This is a genomic window from Pseudogracilibacillus sp. SO30301A (assembly GCF_037072025.1).
GTDB lineage: Bacteria > Bacillota > Bacilli > Bacillales > Amphibacillaceae > Pseudogracilibacillus.
In genome coordinates this window covers 1-23058 of sequence record NZ_JAXHDD010000039.1, presented here as the reverse complement: position 1 = coordinate 23058, position 23058 = coordinate 1, and the positions used below count along the sequence as shown (strand labels likewise).

Genomic DNA, 23058 nt, shown 5'->3' with positions numbered 1-23058 from the left:
TACAGCCCCTCTTATTTTACTGCTTTTACTGTTTTCAATGCTTCTTTAAAATTATCATAAATACTATTTCCAACGACGATGACATCAGCAAATTGCTTCATTTCTCTTGCCTGTTCAGCGTTTTGGATGCCACCTCCATAAAATAACGTCGTATCTTGCAATTCATTTTTCACTTTTTCTACTAATTTAGGATCGCCGTAAGTACCGCTATATTCAAGATAGAATATCGGTAAATTGAATATATGTTCAGCCATATATGCATAGCTAATGACATCTTCATCATCTGGCAATGTACAGTTTGTTTTTTTATACGCTTTTGCTTTAGGATTTAAAATACAATAACCTTCCATCAATATTTCATCCCAGTTCATCAGCTCTTTATATTCTTTAATAGCTTTATGTTGAATGTCAATGACCCATTCTTTTTCCGTACTATTTAACACCATCGGAATAAAATAATAATCGAAACCAGGTGAAATAGCTTCCATCGATGAAATTTCTAAAATACAAGGCACTGCGTACATGCGAACACGTGACATTAAATCTAACACATTATCAAAAGTTATATTATCCGTTCCACCAATAATGATTGCATCTGTTCCTGAATCACATACTTGTTCTAAATGATCATCCGAAATATCTTTAGCAGGGTCTAATTTAAATACATGTTTCCACTTATCTATCATATAATTCAAGGCATAGTCCTCCACTTCGATTCTCCATTCCTATATTATAGCAAAAATAATGATGTGAACGAGAGTGAAACGGAGGTTATTTTGAAGTTTTAATTTTTCATTGAAATGTAAAGATCTTAAATCAACAAAAAAGCCCAAAGGATCACTGTTAACAGTATCTCTTAGGACTTTATCCTTTCGTCACACAGCATTATGCGGACTTTCGTTTGAATCAGACTAACAAATCGTTACGATTTTCAACATACGATAAATAATTAACCGTTATCCATTTCTAACCATTTGAAGCTGAAGTAGATCGATTATAAATCCTGCCTTCAGTAACAAGTCTAATCCACGCAAACCGTTTATATCTGCATATCCAAAGTCATTGAAATCAACATCAACAGTTATAAACACTGTCGTAGTGGCAATTTAATATACTTATTCTTTTAAAACTACTTCAGCTCAAATATATTATAACAAAATAGAGTGTGAACTAGAGCAAAACGGGATAATTTTATTTTTAGAAGTTTTCCGAAGTCGATCGAGTATTACATCAACATGTTCAACTTTTTTCCTTCATGATCAACTTTGCTTTTTTTAACCAATATAAAAGCAGACCAGTAAACTGATCCACTCAATTGACAGCGCCTTCAATTAAACTATTACTCCCAATCTAAACCTTTATCTATCTTAAAATATTTTACTCGAACGATCAATAGAATAATCCCGATAATCACCCATAATGATCCCACAACCAATCCTAATGCATCCATGTTAAACATAATAAAGCTACAAATAAGAATTCCTAATAAAGGAAATACTAAATATAAAAATAATTGCTTTCCTTGTCTTTCTTTTCTTCTATAAAAAAATTCAACAATAACAGATAAGTTAACATACATGAACCCAATGAGTGCCCCAAAGACCATGATGCTAAATATTAAGTCTAACGGTAAAAATAAGGCACCTGCATATCCTAGTATTGCTAAAACGATAATGCTATTACTTGGGGTTTTATATTTCGGATGAATATGTGAGAAAAATTTTGGTAATACTCTATCGCGTCCCATTCCGAGTAAAATCCTTGATCCAGCTGATTGACCTGCTAAGCCGGTTGAAATACCAGAAATTGCAATAATAAGGGTACATATTGTTGCTAACACACTGCCGCCGACTACTGTTGCAATTTCAAAAAAAGCGGTATCTTGAGAACCGAATGCTGAAAAATCCGGCATTACCAATGTCGCAAAATAAACTTGCCCAATATAGAATACAGATGCGAATAATAAACAAATAACTGCAGCAGTTCCTACCATTTTACCAGTTACTTGTGAGTCTTCAGCCATCGTTGTGACTGCATCGAATCCAAGATAAGACAAAACAGCGATTGAGGCTCCAGATACTACAACACCAGTTGAAAAAGCTCCTGAATTGATAAGCCCCTGCATGGAGAAAATAGCCCCTACACCACCATCAGATGCCAAATTTTTTATTGCAAAACCAATAAATAAAACTAAACTGAACAGCATCGCCATCATCATAAATAAATTAACTCGTGCCGCTAATTTTGTTCCAAAATAGTTGAACAATGTAATGGGAATTAAAAAAGCTAACAACATCGCCCAAAGAGGAACAAACGGAAGTAATTCCAACATAAATATAGTACTTAATTTCGTAAGTAAAATCGGCATCATTAAATAATCTAAAAGTATCGCCCATCCAGCGACAAATCCGACATTTGGATGAATAGCTTGTGATGTGTAGTTGTAAGTAGAACCCGCTTTTGGATAATGGCCTGCCATTACTCCATAACTTGACGCTGTAAATAACATAGTGATTAATGCAAATAAATAGGATAAAACGGCGTGACCTTGTGACAATACGGATAACTCACCAAATAATGTTTGGGCAGATACAGGTGCCATAAATACTAAACCAAAAATAACTAAATCTCTTGTTTTTAATACTTTCTTTAATTCACCGCTAGATTTGCCAAAGCCAAGTACTGAACTACCGGCTATCGCTTTTTCCGTTGCCATATATAATCCTCCTAAAGATAGTTTTTTAAAAAAAGATGGCTAACTATCTTGATAATGTGTCAAAATGAGTTAGCCATGTTGTCTGTATTAAAAAAACCTGTGGGATAAGACCTCTCTCTACTTTTTTACTTCTTCAAAGTGATTTAATCCTGTTGGATCTAAATAACCTCAGCACCTGGGTCTAGAAGTTTTCCTTCGAACTCAAATAGTTTAGATTTCATCACTATTATTTATCTCTTCTCTTAGTTCATCATATTTTGATACAAAAGCTCAAGGTACTCCTATTCTTTTACCTTATAAGCTTCACTACATCCTCATAAAGTTTATTACAGTCACTTGGTTTTATTTCGCTCGTTAGGTAACTTATCAAATGACTGTTCTCTCCAAAAGTGCGCTCTAATTTCATCTTCACCAACACGATAATATTTAAAACTTCTAGCATGTCCTTAATTATTGTTGTGTAAGGCATTTCCACATCTCTTAGAGCAAGTAATGGAATTGTTACCCTTACACTAATTAATTAGACTCTGCTATTACTTCTTCACTGTTTCTATGATCCACTTGCTTTTGTTTTTTTCTTGGATTTGTCTCGATTAATCCGAATCCTATTAATGCCATAATAATTGCAGATACTGCAGCTACAATCATGACAAACGGTAATCCTAAAGAATTTGAAATTGTACCTGTTCCTCCAACAATAAACGCACCGATGATCTCTCCCACTCCAATAATTAAAGCACTTGTAGTGGCTGTTAAATGAACAGGCATAGTTTCCTCTGGAATAATATTCATATATATTGGGGCAATTGCACCCATCAATCCTCCAAATAATATTAACAATAATGGGCCAATAAATATACTCGGAAATAAAACTAATCCAATAGGAGCTAAACTTGCTAAAAAGGCAAATAATATCAATACGGATTTCCTGCCAAAAAAGTCAGAGATTAATGGAACAAAGACGCATGTAAAAATACCTGCTAGCCCCATTAATGACATTATAAAACCCATGTTTTCTAGAGAATACTGTCCAATAGAAGTTAAGTATAAAGGAGCAAATGACAATAAAATCCAATATGACCCCATACAAAATATAGCTATAAATATACTTACCGCTACGTTTCTAAATTTAAAAATTTCGGCAAATCTTTTCTTGCTTTGATGGTTCTCCGCTTTAGCCTCAACTAGTTTAACTTCAGTTGTAAATTTCCAAACTAATAATGCTAAAATTATACTTGGAAGACTCACAATGATAAATGCCCAATGCCAATTGGTTGCAGCGATAACTTGCGTTACTATAATTGGTCCAATAGTTAATGCAATAACTGATACACCAGTATTAACTATTCCTGCATTTCTTCCGAATCGTCCAGGAAATGATGCGGCTGCAACCATAGCCATAGCCAATGGTAATATTGGCCCCTCACTCATCCCAAGTAAAAGTCTTGCGATAAGTAATGAGGTATAGGTGTTTGCAAACGCTGATAATATTGAAAAAAATGCAGTAGATAGCATTGCTGCTACTAAAAAAGACTTTCTTTTTCCGGATTTATCAGATAAGATTGCTATTATAGGACCGGCAACAGCATATCCAATTGTTTGCCACATATTTATTTGTCCAATTTGTCCATTATTTAATCTTAGTTCTTCAACTAATGATGGGGTGATGTGTGATAGCGCAGTTCTATCTAGAAAAATAAACCCCCAAGATAAAAACATAAGTCCAACTACCCAATATTCGTAGCGAGTTGAATGTTTTCCAGCCATACTTTCCATATTATACTTACCCCTTCATTTACCCATGTTGATAGGTAATTAATAGAAACTGAAAATAAATATCATAATTCTGAAGATCAACTTATCCAAAGTCAACATAATACAAATTTGTGGTGTAGGACTGGACTATTTTATTCAGTTACTTTGTCGTAAGTGTAGACACTTTCACCCTCAACAATTGTCTCTAAAACAATAGTGTTACGTATTTTTTTTGGATTAATTTCAAAAATATCTCTATCAAGAATAATCATATCTGCATATTTACCAACCTCAATTGAACCTGTTTGGCCCTCTAAAGACATTGACCATGCGCCATTAATGGTGCACATTTCAATTGCATCGACTATTTCTATTGCCTGATTAATATTTAGGACTCCTGGATAATCTTCATATGTATTTTCTCTAGTTACTAAAGCCTCTATTGCTGGCCAAGGATTTATAGAAGGAACTACTGGCCAATCTGAGCCATAAACCACAAGTGCACCTGTTGACTTAATACTATTAATTTCATAGTGTGTGTTTGCTCGTTTTCGGCCTATTGCATTGACTAAATCAATATCTTGAGCAGTTGATGGAGACCAATATCCTGCCGGAGAAAATTCGGCTATTGCATTTAATTCTTTAAATCTTATTTTATCATCATCGCTTACGAATCCTGTATGAGTAATTTCATGTAAAAGACCACTAAACCCATTATGCTTTCGAGCTGCTTGAATGGCATCTAAACCAGTTCTTACTGCAGCATCACCAGTTGCATGCATTTTTACCGTTATCCCTTCGCTGTCTAACTTAATCAAATCTTGTTTTAACTCTTCGGGATCAACAAGTAAATTTTTGGTAGATTTATATTCCTCAGTAGATTCTCCTTCGTAAGGTTCTAAAAAAGCAGCTGTTTTAAAGTGGGGTACTCCATCAAGGAATATTTTTGCATAATTAGGGTTAATACGGTTTGACTTAAATTGGTCCCTATTTTTAATTAGGTTAAATTGGTCTTCATAAGTTAGCCCCTCGCCTAGACCTACACTTAAATCAGATTTCCAAGGTAAATGTGCTCCTACTCGTATTGAAAGTTTATTGTTTTTTTCCAATTTCCTATAAACATCCAATATTTTATCATCTGCTAGAGGATCTTTAATGCCTGTTATCCCATATGAATTTAATTGTTCGACAACCCATTCTCCTGATTTATAAAAGTCCTGTTCATTTGGTTTAGGTATAAATTTTTGAACGAGCTTCACAGCATTTTCAACTAATAGTCCGGTTGGATTTCCTTGTTCATCACGTACTATTTCTCCACCTTCTGGATCAGGAGTATGTTTATCAATACCCGCTATTGCAAGTGCTCTACTATTAACCCATGCATTATGGATGCTAAAATCTAGTAAAAACATCGGTCGGCTGGAATCAATTTTATCTAGGTGAAATTTATGAATTTGAGACAGATATGTACCAGACCATCCATTACCAGTAATCCAACTTAAATCAGGATGGCTGTATGAGAACTCTGCAATAATTTCAAGTAACTTGTCTAGATTGTTACTAGAATCTTGAGGAAGCTGACATTCATTAAATTTTTGATAGGCACCGGTAATTGCGTGTATATGCATTTCTTGTAAACCAGGTATAACAGTTTTTCCTTGTAAATCAATAACTTCTGTATTTGGTGTAATAAACCGTTTTATTTCTTCATTACTACCTACAACTTCTATCTTTCCATTTTTAACCAACAGTGCCTCAACAATAGATTCACGAGGAACTATACAATATATTCTTCCGTTTAGGAATACTCTTTTAATTTTAGTCATAGTTTATTTCATCCCTTACCTTATTTATTATTTTACTAAAATTATTAAGTAATAGGATGGTATAACATGCATGTTAATAATTGTTACACCACCCCGCAATATCTTTGTTAATATTCTATAAGTAATTACAAACAGTAGATTTACTCAATATCTTTACAAACTGTTCTTAAATGCAGTGATTGAAGCATCAATAATCTCAAAAATCTCTTTCATTTCTTCTTTATTAACGATTAGTGGTGGAGCAATTGCCACGATATTGGAACCTTCCCAATCAATAAAGCGTAACAATAATTTATTCTTAAACGCTTCTTCAACTACTTTAAAAGCTGCTCCGACTTCAGGCGCAAAAGGTTTATTGTTTTCCGGATCTTCATAAAGTTCAAATGCACCTAGTAATCCAATGTTTCTTGTATTGGTAACAATGGAATGTTTTTCTTCCAACATTTTTAGTCCTTTTCTAAACTCTTCCGCCATCTCATTTACATTTTGTAACAAATTATCACGTTCGATGATCTCTAGCGCTTTTAGACCTACTGCACAAGCAGTTGGATGTCCACTGTACGTAAATCCATGGAAGAATACATCATTAGACTGGATGAACGGTTCTCTAATTTTTTCTCTCATCACAACGCCACCTAATTGGTGATACCCGCTCGTTATTCCTTTCGCAATCGACATAACATCTGGTACGACATCCCAATTGTTTACACCGAACATTTTACCAGTACGACCGAATCCAGTAATTACTTCATCGGTAATCATTAGGATATCTTTTTCGTCACAAAGCTTGCGTACTGCTTGTAAGTAACCTTCTGGTGGAATCATTACTCCACCAGCACCCATTACTGGCTCTAAAATAACTGCTGCTATTGAGTCAGCTCCTTCTCTTTCAATGACCCCTCTAAAACTATTTTCATATTCTGGATCTGTTTTATCCCCTAACTCACAATTTAAAAGATGTGCTTTTGCATGGAGAAAGTCAGGTGCTTTGGATTCAACAAAATCCGAGAATTCCGGCATACCTGTCGCACTTGTCGAACCTAAAGTAACCCCGTGATATCCACGTTTAAGACTAATAATCTTTTTCTTTTCTGGCCTTCCTTTTAATTTCCAGTAGGATCTTACTAGTTTAAAGGAAGTATCGTTTGATTCTGATCCTCCTGATGTGAAAAAGACAACATTTAAATCTCCAGGAGTTAACGATGCAATTTTTTCAGCTAAACGAACGGCTGGTTCATGCGAATAACCATTAAATGCAGAGCTAAAAGCAAGTTTTGACATTTGTTCCTTCGCTGCTTCTGCTAACTCTACTTGACCATGTCCTAAATTAACGTTCCAAAGCATCGACATTCCATCAATGTATCTGTCGCCATTTACATCTGTAATGTAAATGCCTTCGCCTTTTTCCACGATAATAGGTGGTCCTTGCTCATATTGTAATTTCGGTGGTGTAAGTGGGTGAAAAAAATGTTTTTTATCTAACTCTGCCAACTCTTTCGTTTTTAATTCTACTTGGTTTTTTGCCATTAAAAATCCCTCCATTATTTTTTATAAAAGAATGTTTACATACCGTACCAATCTAGATGAGTTTCACTCATTTCCATCCATACATGTTTCGTTTGCGTATACATATTCATCGCTTCGATTCCTAGTTCTCTTCCAAAACCACTTTGTTTAAATCCACCAAATGGTGCAGCACTATCAAGCATACTCATCGTATTAACATAGATGGTTCCTGCTTTTAATCCTCTGACCATTTTATGGGCTCGTTTTATGTTTTCCGTCCATACTCCGGCAGTTAAGCCATATAATGTGTCATTTGCTTTTTGAATTACATCATCTTCATCTTTAAAGCGAATAACGGATAGAACCGGACCAAAAATTTCTTCCCTAGCAATCTGCATTTCGGTCGTTACATTTACAAGAATTGTAGGAGAATAGAAGAAACCTTTATCATCAGATCTTTCTCCCCCAAGAACAACATTTGCCCCTTCCTCAAGACCTGCTGCAACTAAATGCTCGATTCGCTCTAGTTGTGGTAAGGATACTTGTGGTCCCATTTGCATTGCAGGATCCAGTGGATCACCTACTCGTATTTGCTTTGCTTTATTTGTAAATACATCCATAAATTTATCGTAAATGCCTTCTTGAACATATAGTCTTGAGCCTGATGCACAAACTTGTCCTTGCGCCATATAAATACCGAGCATCGACCCATTGACAGCGTTTTCAATATGAGCATCATTAAAAATAATATTCGGGTTTTTTCCGCCTAACTCTAAACTAACCGGCTTTAAGTTTTGACTTGCTGCCTGCATCACTAATTTTCCTGTTGTCGTTGAACCTGTAAATGCTATTTTATCAATGTCTGGATGCGATGCTAATGCATTACCGGCATCTGCTCCGTAACCCGAAACAATATTTATAACTCCATCCGGAACTCCTGCTTCTTGGAAAATCTTTGCCATTTCTAAAATACTAATCGGAGTTAATTCGGATGATTTGATCACAATCGTATTTCCAGCTGCTAAAGCTGGTGCAATTTTCCACATGGATAACATTAATGGAAAGTTCCATGGTACAATCGCCCCGATCACTCCTAACGGCTCTTTTAATGTAAAATTAAGTCGATTGCTCGGTGATGCTAAAGTTTCCCCTTGTACTTTGTTGGCAAGTCCAGCATAAAATTCTAATACATCAATCATTGCTGGCATAGCAATGAATTTATTTTCATTTATTGTTACCCCATTATCTCGGGATTCAATCTCTGCTAATTTCTCAGCTTTTTCCCAAAGTGCTTGCGCAACCTTATACAATAACCGTCCCCGATCACTTGGTGCCATTTCTTTCCAAGGGCCTGATTCAAATGCTTTTCGTGCAGCTTTTACTGCTAGATCAACATCTATTGTACTTCCTTTAGCAATCACTCCATTTACAGATCCATTGGCTGGATTGATCGATTCAAAAGTTTCCCCCGATACTGCATCTACCCAATTACCGCCGATAAATAATTTATAATATTTCGTCATAAAATCCCCCTCTTTCACAATTTTAATGCTGTAACTATTCTTCTATAACGGCACGATTGTTTAAGAATTTACAAAATCGTTTTCCTCCTCACCTTTAACTTACGATCGTTCGTATTCTAATTGTATATTCTGAAAACTTGTTATAAAAAAAATAAATATTGATTGCATTCCCAGAACATTTAGTTCCTTACGACCGTTCGTAAATCCTATATTTTATTATATATGAATTTCGTCATATTTCAAGGGGGATTTCTATACTTATTTTTAATACTTTTATAAATTAGCATATGAATAATATATTGATATTTCTTTAATATCTTTATAAACAACAATAAAGTCCTAAATATTTTCCTTTCGAACACCTTTGCAAAAAACGTCCCAAGATGCATTCAATCGCTTCTCAAAACTATCGACATTCACATAAACTAATTCGACGAGTAAGCCATCAAATAAGTTTAAAAATGCAAGTTTAGCTTCTAACGGTTCCACATCTAAAATTTTTTCATTTTCTAAAAACACTGCTTCGACATGATTTTCCAACAAATTATAATAGGATAATACTTTTTTAATAACGGTATCTTGTATATGGTTTGGTGGAATAAACATCATTCGAAGTAAAAATTTAACGTTTTCTTCGCTTTCCAACATATAACGTTTTCTGAACAATGTAATGAAGCCATACAATTTTTCAAATAGTGGTGCATGTTGTTTCTCTTTAAAATAATTATTTAATGAGTCAACTTCTACATCCAACACGCGGTTCATCACTTGTAAAAATAAATCATCTTTACTTTTAAAATGAGTGTAAATGGATTGCTTTTTAATCCCAACCTCATTACCTATATCAGATAGAGAGGTTCCGCTATATCCTTTCTCTACAAATAATGTTAATGCTTTATCTCTAATCTTATTCTCAGTTAAGTAACACATATTAATTCTCCTCTTCTCAGTCATACGTAATAATCATACTTGACAGTTCGCATTACGACAAGCGCAATTTCTTACGTAACAAAAACCACTTACGTTATTTTTAACGTAGGTGGTTTTTTTGCTATCTCCTATTTATTTTCCATCCGTTTTAAAACCGTTCCATATCCGCCACTTCCATAATCTAGACATCTGCGTACACGGGAAATCGTTGCGGTTGAAGCTTTAGTCTGTTTTTCTATCGCATTATACGTACTGCCTTCATTTAACATTTTAGCAACTTGTAGGCGTTGTGAAAGTGATTGAATTTCATTCATCGTTGCGATATCATCAAAAAACTGATAACATTCTTCACGAGTTTTTAACGAAAGGATCGCATCGAATAGTTGATCTAATTGCTCCCCTCTTAACTTGTCAATCTGCAAATGAAATCCCCCTTTACTCCATATTGTTTATTTCAACTTGCTCGGTAACGCCTGTCGATGGGCTAGTTGGAACAAAATTTATCCAAGTTTGACCTGGCACAAATGGGACAACTTCTCCATCTTTTACCGGTACAATCCGACCATCTTGATTTTCCCATTCAATTTTTTGAACTTTTCCACGTTGAAGTAAATATGCTGAACCACCAGAGTCAATATCAATAAATCGACGTTGCTCATCATCAATAACACGGTGCTCTGTTTCCACAATAAATACATTATCTACTTGTATAGGTGCTTTCGTATCCAGATCCACCGTTTGTTCCCCATCATTATACCGAGAATATTTTTGAGTTGATTCATCATACTCGAATCCAACAGTAGAATTGGAAGAATAATTTATTTGTACAGAATTCGCTTCTTCCCCATCTACCTCGGAATCATCGGCGGTAAACAGTAAGGGCTCATAATTCATTTTTGTCTCATACCCTTTTTCTTCTGCAACATCATATGCTGCACCAAATTGAAAATAGGAATTATGAGGGGCTTTTCGAAAAGACTCTCTAACAAACAAATTACCATCATTATCATGGGCCGCGCCAGGTAAATTTTCTATCCCTTGTGATTTAATCATGTCATTAATAAAGTTTGCTGCACCGTGATAAACATAAATTGCCTCATATCGGTCAGCAAGTGTAAAAAAGTATTCTCGGGCACTTCTTACTGGGCCAACAACATCGGGTTCAGTACTCTGATATACAGCCAAAAACCTTGTAATATCACCTTCTGTTAGCATTTCAAATACAATATCCGCTTCTAATAAACCACTTTGCGGTCTTGCTTGTGGATGATTATTAACCATGACTGCAATCGCCCGATCCGTTACATCTTCATCCGTTTTAATCCCTGTATATGGGTAAGTTCCTCCACCGTTTTTTGTTGAAGAATCTTTCTCCTTGACCCCTTCACCATTTTTTGAGCAAGCAACTGCTATTAGTGCGATGACGGTGATTAAAATAAGTAACCTCTTTTTTTTCATGGCGCTTTCCCCCTTGTATTTTGTGGCATTAGCGCATATTAGCTGGAACGATAACCTCGTATTTCATCACATCAACAATTCCTTGTTGGGTAATGCGGATATATGGTAAATGCGTGGATGACAGGAATAACAGAGTATAAATTGGATCATTAAATGTGTATCCAGCCTCATTTAATATTTTGACACATTCTTTCTCTTTCTCGATTAATTGTACCATGCTTCCATCGTACATTGCTCCCTCAAGTGGAAGAGCTAACTCATAAATAATTTTCCCTTGATGAGCTAGCACAATACCGCCGCCGATTTCTTTCATTCTCTTCCATGCTAAGCTCATATCCGATTTTCTTTTTCCAATTATAATAATATCATCTGTCGTTGAATAAGTACTGCATAAACCTCCAAGCTCTTTTGTAAAACCATGAATAACAGAATTAACGCGCCATTTTCCGTATCGATCGATCAAAAGTAAAAATGCATCATCTCTACCAGAAGGTAAATAATCAGCCGTAATATCGATATCTACCGCATACGGCTTCATAATTACATCATTTTCCATCTTCAATCCGATTGGAATAGAAAATTGCAAATCGTCTTTAGTTAATTCCCATTGAAACTCTGCTTTTTTAATATCATGTTTTTCCCAATTAATGTGGGTGTCTTGCTCGATTTCAACTCCATCTCTTACAATCCATTTTCCTTTTGCAAGCACACTTAACGGATGTGGATCATCTTTTTCATACAAAATATTAATATGTGCTAATCTCCCAGGTGCGATACTTCCTAACAGTTCATCTAATTGATAATATTTAGCAACATTATACGTTGCCATTCGATAAGCGTCCTCTAACGGTACTCCTCTTTCAAGCGCAATTTTAATACAAACATTAATTAAGCCACGTTCATTAAAAGAAGGTGTAGAACCATCTGTAGTATACATCATTTGATCATAAGCTGCTATTTTTTCCGTTTGTAGTTGTTCTAAGATATTTGGTAAATCAGGGCGGATGCACGAATAACGAAGAGCAACATGGTACCCTAACTGTAGACGTCTAATTACTTCTTCCCCTGTCATAGATTCATGGTCAGCACTTGCTCCAAGTAATTTTAATTTGGTTAATGTGTCAACAGATGCGCCTGGAAAATGACCTTCAACCCGTTTGTTTAAACGTTTTGTCTCTTGAATCCAATATAGTAGTCGATCGTCTCCTGCCAATAGTTGTGGCCAGGATGTAAGTTCGCCACCTTGTACTACTGATGGATGCGATACCCATGATAAAATATCATTCGTATTAAATTTTTCCTCATTATCTCTCAACATCGACTGGGAATCATATCTCCCCCACCAAAACATCGAAATAGCTAATTTGTGAAAATTCTCTATAATAGAAAACGCTTTCTTTTCATCAAATAAAGAAAGTAGTCTTAGATTATCATTAATCAATGTAGTTGTTCCAAATTTTCCAGCGTGCAATGCTAATTCTTCCGGATTGTATAACTGAAACGGGTGTGCATGTGGCTCAATATATCCGGGAACCAAATATTGTCCGGTACAATCGATAATATCAGTATCATCCGTTTTGATAGGCATACGATCACCTACATATACGATCCGATCTTTATAGATCCATATATTTGCCTGAATCCACGATTTTGTATATACATTTAAATATGTGCTATTTGTAAATACAATCGTAGGTGCGATTTTATTTTCCACGACAGCAACATGCTCTCGTAATTCTCTGTTTCTCCAAAATTGTCCCTGTTCTAACATAAGTCAACTCTCCAATTAATAAAGTCTCTTTCTCTGTTTGCGCATAGATAATTGATTGCGATTACATTTACTATTTTATCATACATTAGATAGAAATTTTGTTAAGAATACTTGAAAATAATATATCAATGTGAAAATTTGAACAAAAAAAGAACTTTATCCTAGTAAAAGTAGAAAATTATTATTTTAGATTAGTTCTAAAAATATTTATTTTTGTAGCACGAACCCACAATGAGAAACAATCTACCCTGCATTCTTTTGTCACTAATCATATTGTAGACCACTTTGCAACTTTCCAGCCACACTAAGTATAAGATGTAGGCCACTTTGCATCAATAGTCATTTAGCATCTTATCTATGAAAAAAAGCTCACAAGGTTTATACTTGCAAGCTTCCTAAAAAACTTATACCTTTGTGACTCCTATATCTGTTCGATAAAAAAATGCATCCGTATTGTCATATACACGTAACCGCTCATATGCATGTTTTCGTGCAGACTCGAGATCTTTTCCGAGTCCTCCAACTAATAGCACACGTCCACCATTTGAGACAAGCCCTTTTTCTGTCTTTTTTGTACCGGCTTGAACGACAAATGTTTGGTCGGTTGATTCTAACTCTGGTAAAAGTACACCTTTATCATACACGTTCGGATAGCCTTTAGAGGCAACTACTACGCCTACACATGCCTCATCTTTCCAAGTCAACTGTGGATCTTTTCCAGCCATGACATCAACGATCACTTGGACTAAATCATTTTCTAGTAATGGGAGGACAACTTGAGTTTCTGGATCTCCAAAACGTGTATTAAACTCAATTACTTTTGTTCCAGTATCAGTTTGCATCAAACCTGCATATAAAATGCCGGTGAATGGACGGCCATCTTTCATGAGTCCATCAGCCGCCTTCTGTAAAACTTCTCTTGTCGTATATGCTACAATCTCATCTGTGATATCTGGCACTGGTGCAAATACACCCATTCCGCCAGTATTTGGTCCTTCATCATTATCAAAGGCTCGTTTATGGTCACGTGCAGGAATCATTGGATAAACATTATGTTCGTGAACAAAAGCAATTAGTGAAAATTCTCGTCCTTTTAAAAATTCTTCGATAACAATTTTTCTGCCCGCACCACTAAACGCCTCTTCGACCATCAGTTTATCAATCGCATCAAATGCCATTTCTTTCGTTCCAGCAACAATTACGCCTTTTCCTTCTGCTAACCCATCCGCTTTAATGACAATTGGCGCACCTTGATCTTCTACATACTGTTTCGCTTTATCTGCTTCTGTAAATGTCTCATAACTAGCGGTTGGAATGCCATGTTTCAACATAAATTGCTTCGCAAAATCTTTACTACCTTCAAGGATTGCTGCGTCCTTTGTTGGGGCAAAAATTGCGAGACCTTCTTTTTTAAATGCATCTGCAATTCCGGCATTTAAAGGATTCTCCGGTCCAACAATTGTTAAATCAATTTTATTTTCTTTTGCAAAATGAACGAGTCCGGCAATATCCATTTCATCAATTGACACACATGTAGCATGCTCTTCAATCCCACCATTGCCTGGAGCTGCGTATATTTTTTCAACACGATCACTTTTTTCTAAATGCAAGATGACACTATGTTCGCGTCCCCCACGTCCAACAACTAAAATATTCATCCCATACACCTTTCTAAGACTATTATTTTTTATAAAATCAACTTGTTTTATCAGCGGATTTACGAATTTATCGGCGATTGCTCGCATATATCGGCGGTTTTACAAATTTTTCAGCGATTGCTCACATATATCAGCGGAATTCCAGATTTATCGGCGATTGCCCGCATATATCAGCGGTATTTCGAATTTATCGGCGATTACTCGCATATATCGGCGGTATTACGGATTTATCGGCGATCCCCCCGAATATATCGGCGATTTCTTCTACACAGCCCCCAAAAGTGCAAACTTTCACACTTCCAACTGCTCGTTTTAATGCTTAAAATGACGCATTTTTGTGTAGACCATCGCAATTCCATTGGCGTTACATACATCGATTGAATCTTGATCACGCTTTGAACCACCAGGTTGAATAATGGCTGTTACTCCTGCTTTGGCAGCAGCTTCTACCGTATCAGGCATTGGAAAGAATGCATCGGAAGCCATTACTGCACTTTTCGCATTTTCTCCTGCTTGCTCAATAGCAATATTAGCCGCACCGATCCGATTCATTTGCCCTGCACCGATACCGATCGTTTGTTTATTTTTTGCTAATACAATCGCATTTGACTTTACATGTTTTACTGCTTTCCAACTAAATAGTAAGTCTTCCATTTCTTCTGCAGTTGGTTTTCTATCTGTAACAACTTCTAAATCTTCTGCGTCAACTTTTCCGTCATCACTCGTCTGAACGAGAATACCGCCTTTAACAGTTGTAATTTTTTCATTGCTTTGCTCTAAGTCGACATTTTCCATTTCTAGTAAACGAATATTTTGCTTTTGCATGAGTACTTTTTTAGCTTCATCTGTAAAGCTTGGAGCCATTACAATTTCTAAGAAAATTTCATGCATTTGTTCAGCGGTTGCTTTATCAACCTCGCGATTACAAGCGATAATTCCTCCGAAAATAGAAATTGGATCTGCTTCATATGCACGTGTAAATGCATCGTTTAAGTTATCTGCAAGCCCAATTCCACATGGATTCATATGTTTTACAGCGACAACTGCTGGTTCATCATATTCTACAACTATCTCGAGGGCTGCATTGGCATCTTGAATATTGTTAAATGATAACTCTTTGCCGTGTAATTGCTTCGCTGTCGCGAGACTAATTCCTTTATATTGAACATCTTCATAAAAAGCTGCTTGCTGATGTGGATTTTCGCCGTAACGAAGATCTTGTACTTTTTCATATGTAACTGTATAATCATTCGGAAATCTTTCATCTGTCGATTCATTAAAATAACGTGCGATCATCGCATCATAATTGGCTGTATGGCGAAAAACTTTTGCCGCAAGTTTTTTACGCGTTTCTTCGTCAAGTTCACCTGATTCTAAATTATCCGCAATCATTTCGTAATCAGCTGGATCTACAACTACAATAACATCTTTAAAGTTTTTCGCAGCTGCCCTAAGCATGGTTGGACCACCAATATCGATATTTTCAATAATATCTTCTTCTGTTGCCCCTTCTTTTGTTACCGTTTCTTTAAATGGATATAAATTTACAACTACGATATCAATTAGATCAATCTGGTTTTCTTGTAAAGCTGTCATATGAGACTCTTCATTTCGTTTTGCAAGTAACCCTCCGTGAATGTTCGGATGTAACGTCTTTACACGTCCTTCTAATATTTCAGGAAATCCAGTTACTGTCTCCACTGATTTTGCATCTATTCCTGAATCTACTAATAGTTTCAATGTTCCGCCAGTAGAAATAATTTCGTAGTTCGAATCTTGTAATCGTTGTGCGAAGGGAACGAGATTAAATTTATTAGATACACTAATTAAGGCTCTTTTTTTCATGCTGGAAACTCCTCATTTTATTATTGTTTCGTAAGTTCTGATATTACTCTTGTATATAAAACATGTTCCACTTGTTGAATTCGTTCTTGCAATGAATCTCTTGTATCATTTGGAAATACAGTAACTGGTTCTTGTGCAATTATCGGTCCTGTATCCACACCATCATCTACATAATGAATTGTTACACCTGAAACCTTTACACCTGCATCAAGTGCTTGACCGACTGCATCTTTACCTGGGAAAGATGGTAGTAATGACGGATGGACATTCACTATTTTTCCTTCATAAGCTTCAAGCAAAGTTTGACCAACGATCCGCATGTATCCGGCTAAAACAATCCACTGTACATTTGTTCTTCTTAGCTTGTTTAAAATTTCTTTTTCATACGCTTCTTTTGATGAAAATGTTTTTGGATCCATAACAACCGTTTCTACTCCAAAACTAGCAGCTTTTCCGATTACATGCGCTTTTGGTTTATCGCAAATGAGCATGACCACATCAAATTTACGATCTTTACTAGTCATCATTGCTTCAAAGTTTGTTCCTGTTCCCGATGCAAAAACAGCTACACGCGTTCTAACTTCAATCATGCAAAATGCACTCCTTCTTTACCAATTACTTTACCAATTAGTGTTGCTTTTTCACCTACATCATTTAAAATTGTCACAGCTTCTTCTACATCTTCTTTGGCAACGACTAATGCCATTCCGATACCCATATTAAATACGCCGTACATTTCTTCCGTTGACATGTTGCCTCTTTTTTGAATGAATGAAAGTATTTCTGGTACTTCCCATTTACTTTCATCTAATACAACACCGAGACCTTCAGGTAAAATACGTGGAAAATTCTCATAAAATCCACCGCCAGTAATATGGGAAATCCCTTTAATATCTGTTTTTTCAGTGACGGCTTCAATTGATTTTGCATAGATTTTCGTCGGACGTAAAGCCGCTTCTCCTAACGTTTCAGATAAACCATCATATCGTTTGTTAAGATCGAGTCCTTCAATTATTTTTCGCACCAAAGAGTACCCGTTAGAATGAATACCACTAGAGGCTATACCAATAATACAGTCATTTTCTTTTATATTTTCACCAGTAATTAATTTGGTTTTTTCCACAATTCCAACTGCAAAACCAGCTAGATCATACTCGTCTTCTTTATACATTCCTGGCATCTCTGCTGTTTCCCCACCGATTAATGCGGCTCCGGAATCAACGCATCCTTCGCTAACTCCTGCTACAATTTGTTCAATTACAGCAGGATCATTTTTCCCACAACCGATATAATCAAGGAAAAATAGTGGCTTGGCACCTTGTGCTACAATATCATTTACACACATTGCCACCAAATCAATACCTATTGTGTCGTGTTGATTCATTTCAAACGCAAGCATTAATTTTGTTCCGACACCATCTGTACCCGAAACAAGTACAGGTTCTTCGTAATTTAAAGACGTTAGTTCAAATAACCCCGCAAAAGAACCGATCCCACCAAGCACTTCGGATCTCGAAGTTTTAGCAATATGTTTTTTCATTCTTTCGACGGCTTCATACCCTTTTTCGACATTAACACCAGCTTTTTTATATACATCTGACATGATTCATTCGCCCCTAATTGATTAATAGTCTTTTGCTCTTTTAAAATTTTACTATATTATAGCTTATTTATCGCAAGTTAACTTACTATGAGAATTTTGTCAATTCATCACAGGTACATAAAATATATTACTTACATGTTTTCACGTCAATATTTACGATAAAATACTTTTCGCTGGTCATTTTCAAGAACAGGGTAGTCACCTGTCATGCATGCTGCACAGATACCTTGATTAATCGTTTTGTCTTTTACGATCGCTTTCTCCATTCCTTCCATCGATAAAAACTCTATAGAATCTGCCTCAATAATATTTTTTATTTCATCGTTTGTATGATTTGCAGCAATAAGTTCTTTTTTTGTTAACATGTCGATCCCATATAAACATGGGTTTTCAATTCTTGGTGATGAAATTCTAACATGAACTTCTTTTGCTCCCGCTTCTTTCAGTAATCGGACTATTCTTCTACTCGTTGTGCCACGTACAATAGAATCATCAATCATGACAATACTTTTCCCTTCAACGACTCCACGAACAGGAGACAGTTTCATTTTTACTCCTTGATCTCGTAATTCTTGTGAAGGTTGAATAAAAGTCCTTCCGACATACCGGTTTTTAAGTACCCCCATTTCATAAGGTAAACCGCATTGTTCTGCATAACCGATCGCTGCGGAAATACTGGAGTCAGGTACTCCTGTAACAACGTCCGCATTTGCCACAGGATGTTCTTTTGCAAGCTCGATTCCCATCCGTTTTCTGGATGTATGAACGTTCACACCGTTTAAATCACTATCTGGACGAGAAAAGTATACATATTCCATGGCACATAACCGGCGCGGTTCTCGAAGTAAAAATCGTGTAGATTTTAAACCTTCATCACTAATTGTGAGAAGTTCCCCTGGTAGAACTTCTCGTTCAAATGTTGCACCGATAATACTAAATGCACAAGTTTCAGAAGCTACCACATAAGCATCCCCAAGTCGACCAATTGATAGTGGTCGTATACCACGTGGATCGAGTGCAACATATAACTTATCTTCTGTTAAAATAACAAATGCATAAGCACCTATAAGCATTCTTAAACTTTCAATGATCGCCTCTTCTAATGGCCTTTGATTATTTTTTCTCATTAAATGTGCCAAAACTTCTGTATCGGAAGTTGTCTGCAAAATACTTCCTGCTGCCTCTAGATTTTTCCGAATACTATCTGCGTTGACAATTTTCCCATTATGAGCAATTGCCGTACTTCCGTTTAACGTATGGAACACAAATGGTTGGACATTATTAAATACGCCATCATCTTGCGTAGCATTTCGGACATGTCCTATAGCAGCATGACCCTGATTTTGATTGAAATTATATCCTGAAAACACGTCATTTACTAAGCCAACATCTTTATGAACAGTTAATTCCTTCCCATCAGTCACAACAATTCCTGCCCCGTCTTGTCCTCGGTGTTGCTGTGCATGTAGTCCATAATATGTTATTTCAGCAGCCTTCTTATGACCCCAAATAGCAAACATTGTCATTCCTCATTTTTTAAGTTGTTTTCGTAAACATTACTTTCAAAACAATTCGTTTTATATAGGCGCTCTCCATGAAACAGATTATCGATGAAATACGTATGAAAACGTGCAATTGAACAGAGTCACGACGAAAATTCATCTGAAAACGTGCGAGGCGCGCCCTCCATTGAAACTTTTAAGTTCATCCAGGTAAGCTCGTTTTTTCTCATATTTCAGAATCCAGTAAGGTTGGAATACTTTCTTTCCATCCTTTTTTAAGACCGTTCATATCTTCCTCTATTAATGTCTTTCCATCATTTGTTCGTACAATAAATTTCTCATCTGCTGTGACTGTTCCTATTTTCATCACTTCAAGTCCACTATTTTCAAACGCTTCAACATCTTCCGCTTTTACCGATATAACAAAGCGAGACTGTGTTTCACTGAATAGTTCCACTGTTGGGTTATCTTGTAACGTAACATCTATCCCAACGTTTCCACGAATTGCTTTTTCAGCAAGTGCGACTGCCAAGCCACCTTCAGCAATATCTTCCGCCGAAGCAAGAATCCCTTCTTGAATAGCTTGCAAAATTTTGATTTGACGTTCTTTTTCAATAGCTAGATCAATCTGCGGTGCTTTCCCTTTATACTCACCTTGTAAAAGGTTTTGAATTTCTGTTCCAGCAAATTCTGCATCTGCTTTTCCTACTACATAGATCACATCTCCCGCTTGTTGAAAAGCATTTGGCGTAATATGCTCGAGTGAATCAAATAATCCAACAATTCCAATTATTGGAGTGGGAAAAATCGGTTCTCCATACGATTGGTTGTACATCGATACGTTTCCGCTAATGACAGGAACGTTTAACGCTCGGCATGCTTCACTAATTCCGTCGATGCTTTTCTCCATTTGCCAAAACACTTCTTCATTTGTAGGGTTCCCATAATTTAATCCATCTGTAATTCCGATTGGTTTGGCACCTGAAACGATAATATTTCGACAAGCTTCTGCTACAGCAATTTGTCCGCCAACTTCTGGATCTAAATAAATATAGCGTGCATTACAGTCTGCAGAAATAGCGATTGCTTTATCTTTTCCTTCAATTTTAACAACAGCAGCTCCTGCCCCTGGACCAACTAATGTGTTTCCACGTGCTACTGAATCAAATTGGTCATATACCCATTCTTTACTTGCAATCGTTGGGCTCTGAAGTAACAGTTTTAATATTTCACCGTATTCTTTAATATCCGGTACAGTGTTTTCAAGCTTCTGAAATTCCTTATAGTAGGTCGCCTCTTTCGATGGTAAATGGTAGACAGGTGCCTCTTTATCTAACGCATCAACCGGAATATCTGCCCAGATTTTTTCTTGATGCTCGATTCGAAACACTTTGTCCTCAATTACTTCACCGACTGCTACTGCTGCAATATCGTGCTTTTGGAATAGATTAATAATTTCTTGTTCTGCACCTTTTTTTACGACTAACAGCATTCTTTCTTGCGTTTCCGATAACATCATTTCATATGCAGACATATTTTCTTCTGCTTGAGGAATTAGATCTAAATGAAGTAACATTCCAGTTCCTGCTTTTGATGCCATCTCACTTCCAGATGAGGTTAGTCCTGCTGCCCCCATATCTTGCATGCCGATAAGAGCGTCATGATGAATCACTTCGAGACAGGCTTCAATTAATCGTTTTTCCAGTTCGGGATTTCCTGCTGCAGGACTCGCATCATCAGACTGTTCATCAACCGATGAATGAGTTGCACCATGAATACCATCACGCCCAGTCGGTGCTCCTGCATAAATGACCGTATTACCTACGCCTTTTGCAACACCTTTCTGAACTTCATCATGGTTAAGTACACCTACTACCATTGCGTTTACGAGTGGACTATCTTCATAGCAAGGATCGAATTTTACTTCTCCACCGACTGTTGGAACGCCTACATTGTTTCCGTAATGAGCTATTCCTTTTACTACTTCTTCAAATAAATATTTTGTTCGATCAGATAATAATGGACCAAATCTCAATGAATTAATTGCTGCTATTGGACGAGCTCCCATCGAAAATACATCTCGTAAAATCCCACCTACACCTGTTGCTGCCCCTTCAAAAGGGTTAATTTTGGATGGGCTATTATGACTTTCCATTTTAAAAACTACTGCTTGATTATCGCCAATGTCAACAACACCTGCGCCTTCACCAGGTCCAACGAGAACTTGCGGTGCCTTTGTTGGGAATTTTTTTAATAACGGTTTAGATGTTTTATAGCTACAATGTTCGGACCACATTACCGAGAAAATCCCCGTTTCTGTATAATTCGGACGACGATTTATAATTGTTTTAATCCGTTCGTACTCTTCGTCTGAAAGCCCCATTTTTTTGTATTCCTTCTCACGTTCAATTTGTTCTGGATCCATATTTTCTCGCATCTCATTCGTCTCCTTTATCATGTAAAAAAAATGATATTTTCATCTTTGTTCCAAAATCAATCCCACTTCCTCTACTGTCGAAGGATACTGTGCAGTAGTGAAAATTTTACTACTAACGAAATGTAGACAAGTTACAAAGTAAAATGCCGCTACGGAAATACACTGCGCTTTCCGTAGGCGGCTGATGAGCCCCTTCGTGCTACGCACTTGTGTCTCACCTAGGCCTATCCTCCCACAGGAGTCTCCGTGTATTTCCTTCGCTGGAATGGTGAAGGTAACATCTACGCAGCTTGATACTGTCACAATGGTTGATTAGAGCCGGAGGACAGTTGACTCCTAGAAGCTAAAAGCGGTTACGTCCTGGGACTGTAGCTACGTTTTCGTCCCACCATAAAGATTTGTGACCAATGCCGGCACTAGCACGTCCTGTGCAGCGAAGGCTGAAACATGCCCTAAGAATGAGCGACTGCCCGAAGGCGAAAATCAACGGTGCAGCATCTAGGTTAACCGAAATTATCAACTTAAGTA

At 36.6% G+C, this 23058-nt stretch carries 16 protein-coding genes; all 16 read right to left on the bottom strand.

Translation table 11 applies throughout. The features are described from left to right. Window positions 1–11 precede the first annotated feature (11 nt). Window positions 12–686, bottom strand: a complete 675-nt coding sequence (locus SPD89_RS16155; protein WP_336262992.1) for a heptaprenylglyceryl phosphate synthase — start codon at window positions 684–686, stop codon at window positions 12–14. Between the two features lie 653 nt (window positions 687–1339). Then, window positions 1340–2716, bottom strand: a complete 1377-nt coding sequence (locus SPD89_RS16150) for an APC family permease (protein ID WP_336262981.1) — start codon at window positions 2714–2716, stop codon at window positions 1340–1342. 516 nt (window positions 2717–3232) lie between these two features. After that, a complete protein-coding gene (locus SPD89_RS16145) occupies window positions 3233–4492 on the bottom strand; it encodes an MFS transporter (protein ID WP_336262980.1) in 1260 nt (419 codons plus the stop codon). 131 nt (window positions 4493–4623) lie between these two features. Further along, window positions 4624–6297, bottom strand: coding sequence for an amidohydrolase (locus SPD89_RS16140; protein ID WP_336262979.1), 1674 nt, complete (start codon window positions 6295–6297; stop codon window positions 4624–4626). 153 nt (window positions 6298–6450) lie between these two features. Beyond that, the gene (locus SPD89_RS16135; RefSeq protein ID WP_336262978.1) at window positions 6451–7824 is read right to left on the bottom strand and encodes an aminotransferase family protein; all 1374 of its coding nucleotides are present in this window, start codon (window positions 7822–7824) and stop codon (window positions 6451–6453) included. A 35-nt stretch (window positions 7825–7859) separates the two neighbouring features. Beyond that, window positions 7860–9326, bottom strand: a complete 1467-nt coding sequence (locus tag SPD89_RS16130; RefSeq protein ID WP_336262977.1) for an aldehyde dehydrogenase family protein — start codon at window positions 9324–9326, stop codon at window positions 7860–7862. Between the two features lie 339 nt (window positions 9327–9665). After that, window positions 9666–10256, bottom strand: a complete 591-nt coding sequence (locus SPD89_RS16125; protein ID WP_336262976.1) for a TetR/AcrR family transcriptional regulator — start codon at window positions 10254–10256, stop codon at window positions 9666–9668. A 128-nt stretch (window positions 10257–10384) separates the two neighbouring features. After that, a complete protein-coding gene (locus SPD89_RS16120; protein WP_336262975.1) occupies window positions 10385–10678 on the bottom strand; it encodes a YerC/YecD family TrpR-related protein in 294 nt (97 codons plus the stop codon). 13 nt (window positions 10679–10691) lie between these two features. After that, window positions 10692–11714: a DUF3048 domain-containing protein gene (locus tag SPD89_RS16115; RefSeq protein ID WP_336262974.1), complete on the bottom strand. Its 1023-nt coding sequence runs from the start codon at window positions 11712–11714 to the stop codon at window positions 10692–10694. A 28-nt stretch (window positions 11715–11742) separates the two neighbouring features. Beyond that, window positions 11743–13485 carry an adenine deaminase C-terminal domain-containing protein gene (locus SPD89_RS16110; protein WP_336262973.1) on the bottom strand — a complete coding sequence of 581 codons (1743 nt, stop codon included), beginning with the start codon at window positions 13483–13485 and terminating at the stop codon, window positions 11743–11745. Between the two features lie 404 nt (window positions 13486–13889). Then, window positions 13890–15143 carry a phosphoribosylamine--glycine ligase gene (gene purD / locus SPD89_RS16105; RefSeq protein ID WP_336262972.1) on the bottom strand — a complete coding sequence of 418 codons (1254 nt, stop codon included), beginning with the start codon at window positions 15141–15143 and terminating at the stop codon, window positions 13890–13892. Between the two features lie 312 nt (window positions 15144–15455). Then, window positions 15456–16988: a bifunctional phosphoribosylaminoimidazolecarboxamide formyltransferase/IMP cyclohydrolase gene (gene purH, locus SPD89_RS16100; protein WP_336262971.1), complete on the bottom strand. Its 1533-nt coding sequence runs from the start codon at window positions 16986–16988 to the stop codon at window positions 15456–15458. 20 nt (window positions 16989–17008) lie between these two features. Then, window positions 17009–17578 (bottom strand): phosphoribosylglycinamide formyltransferase, encoded by a 570-nt coding sequence (gene purN, locus SPD89_RS16095; RefSeq protein WP_336262970.1) that lies wholly within the window; start codon window positions 17576–17578, stop codon window positions 17009–17011. Further along, window positions 17575–18591: a phosphoribosylformylglycinamidine cyclo-ligase gene (gene purM / locus SPD89_RS16090; RefSeq protein ID WP_336262969.1), complete on the bottom strand. Its 1017-nt coding sequence runs from the start codon at window positions 18589–18591 to the stop codon at window positions 17575–17577. Before purM ends, purN begins: the two co-directional genes overlap by 4 nt. A gap of 146 nt (window positions 18592–18737) precedes the next feature. Then, window positions 18738–20111 carry an amidophosphoribosyltransferase gene (gene purF / locus SPD89_RS16085; RefSeq protein ID WP_336262968.1) on the bottom strand — a complete coding sequence of 458 codons (1374 nt, stop codon included), beginning with the start codon at window positions 20109–20111 and terminating at the stop codon, window positions 18738–18740. 208 nt (window positions 20112–20319) lie between these two features. Beyond that, window positions 20320–22530: a phosphoribosylformylglycinamidine synthase subunit PurL gene (gene purL, locus SPD89_RS16080; protein WP_336262967.1), complete on the bottom strand. Its 2211-nt coding sequence runs from the start codon at window positions 22528–22530 to the stop codon at window positions 20320–20322. Window positions 22531–23058 lie beyond the last annotated feature (528 nt).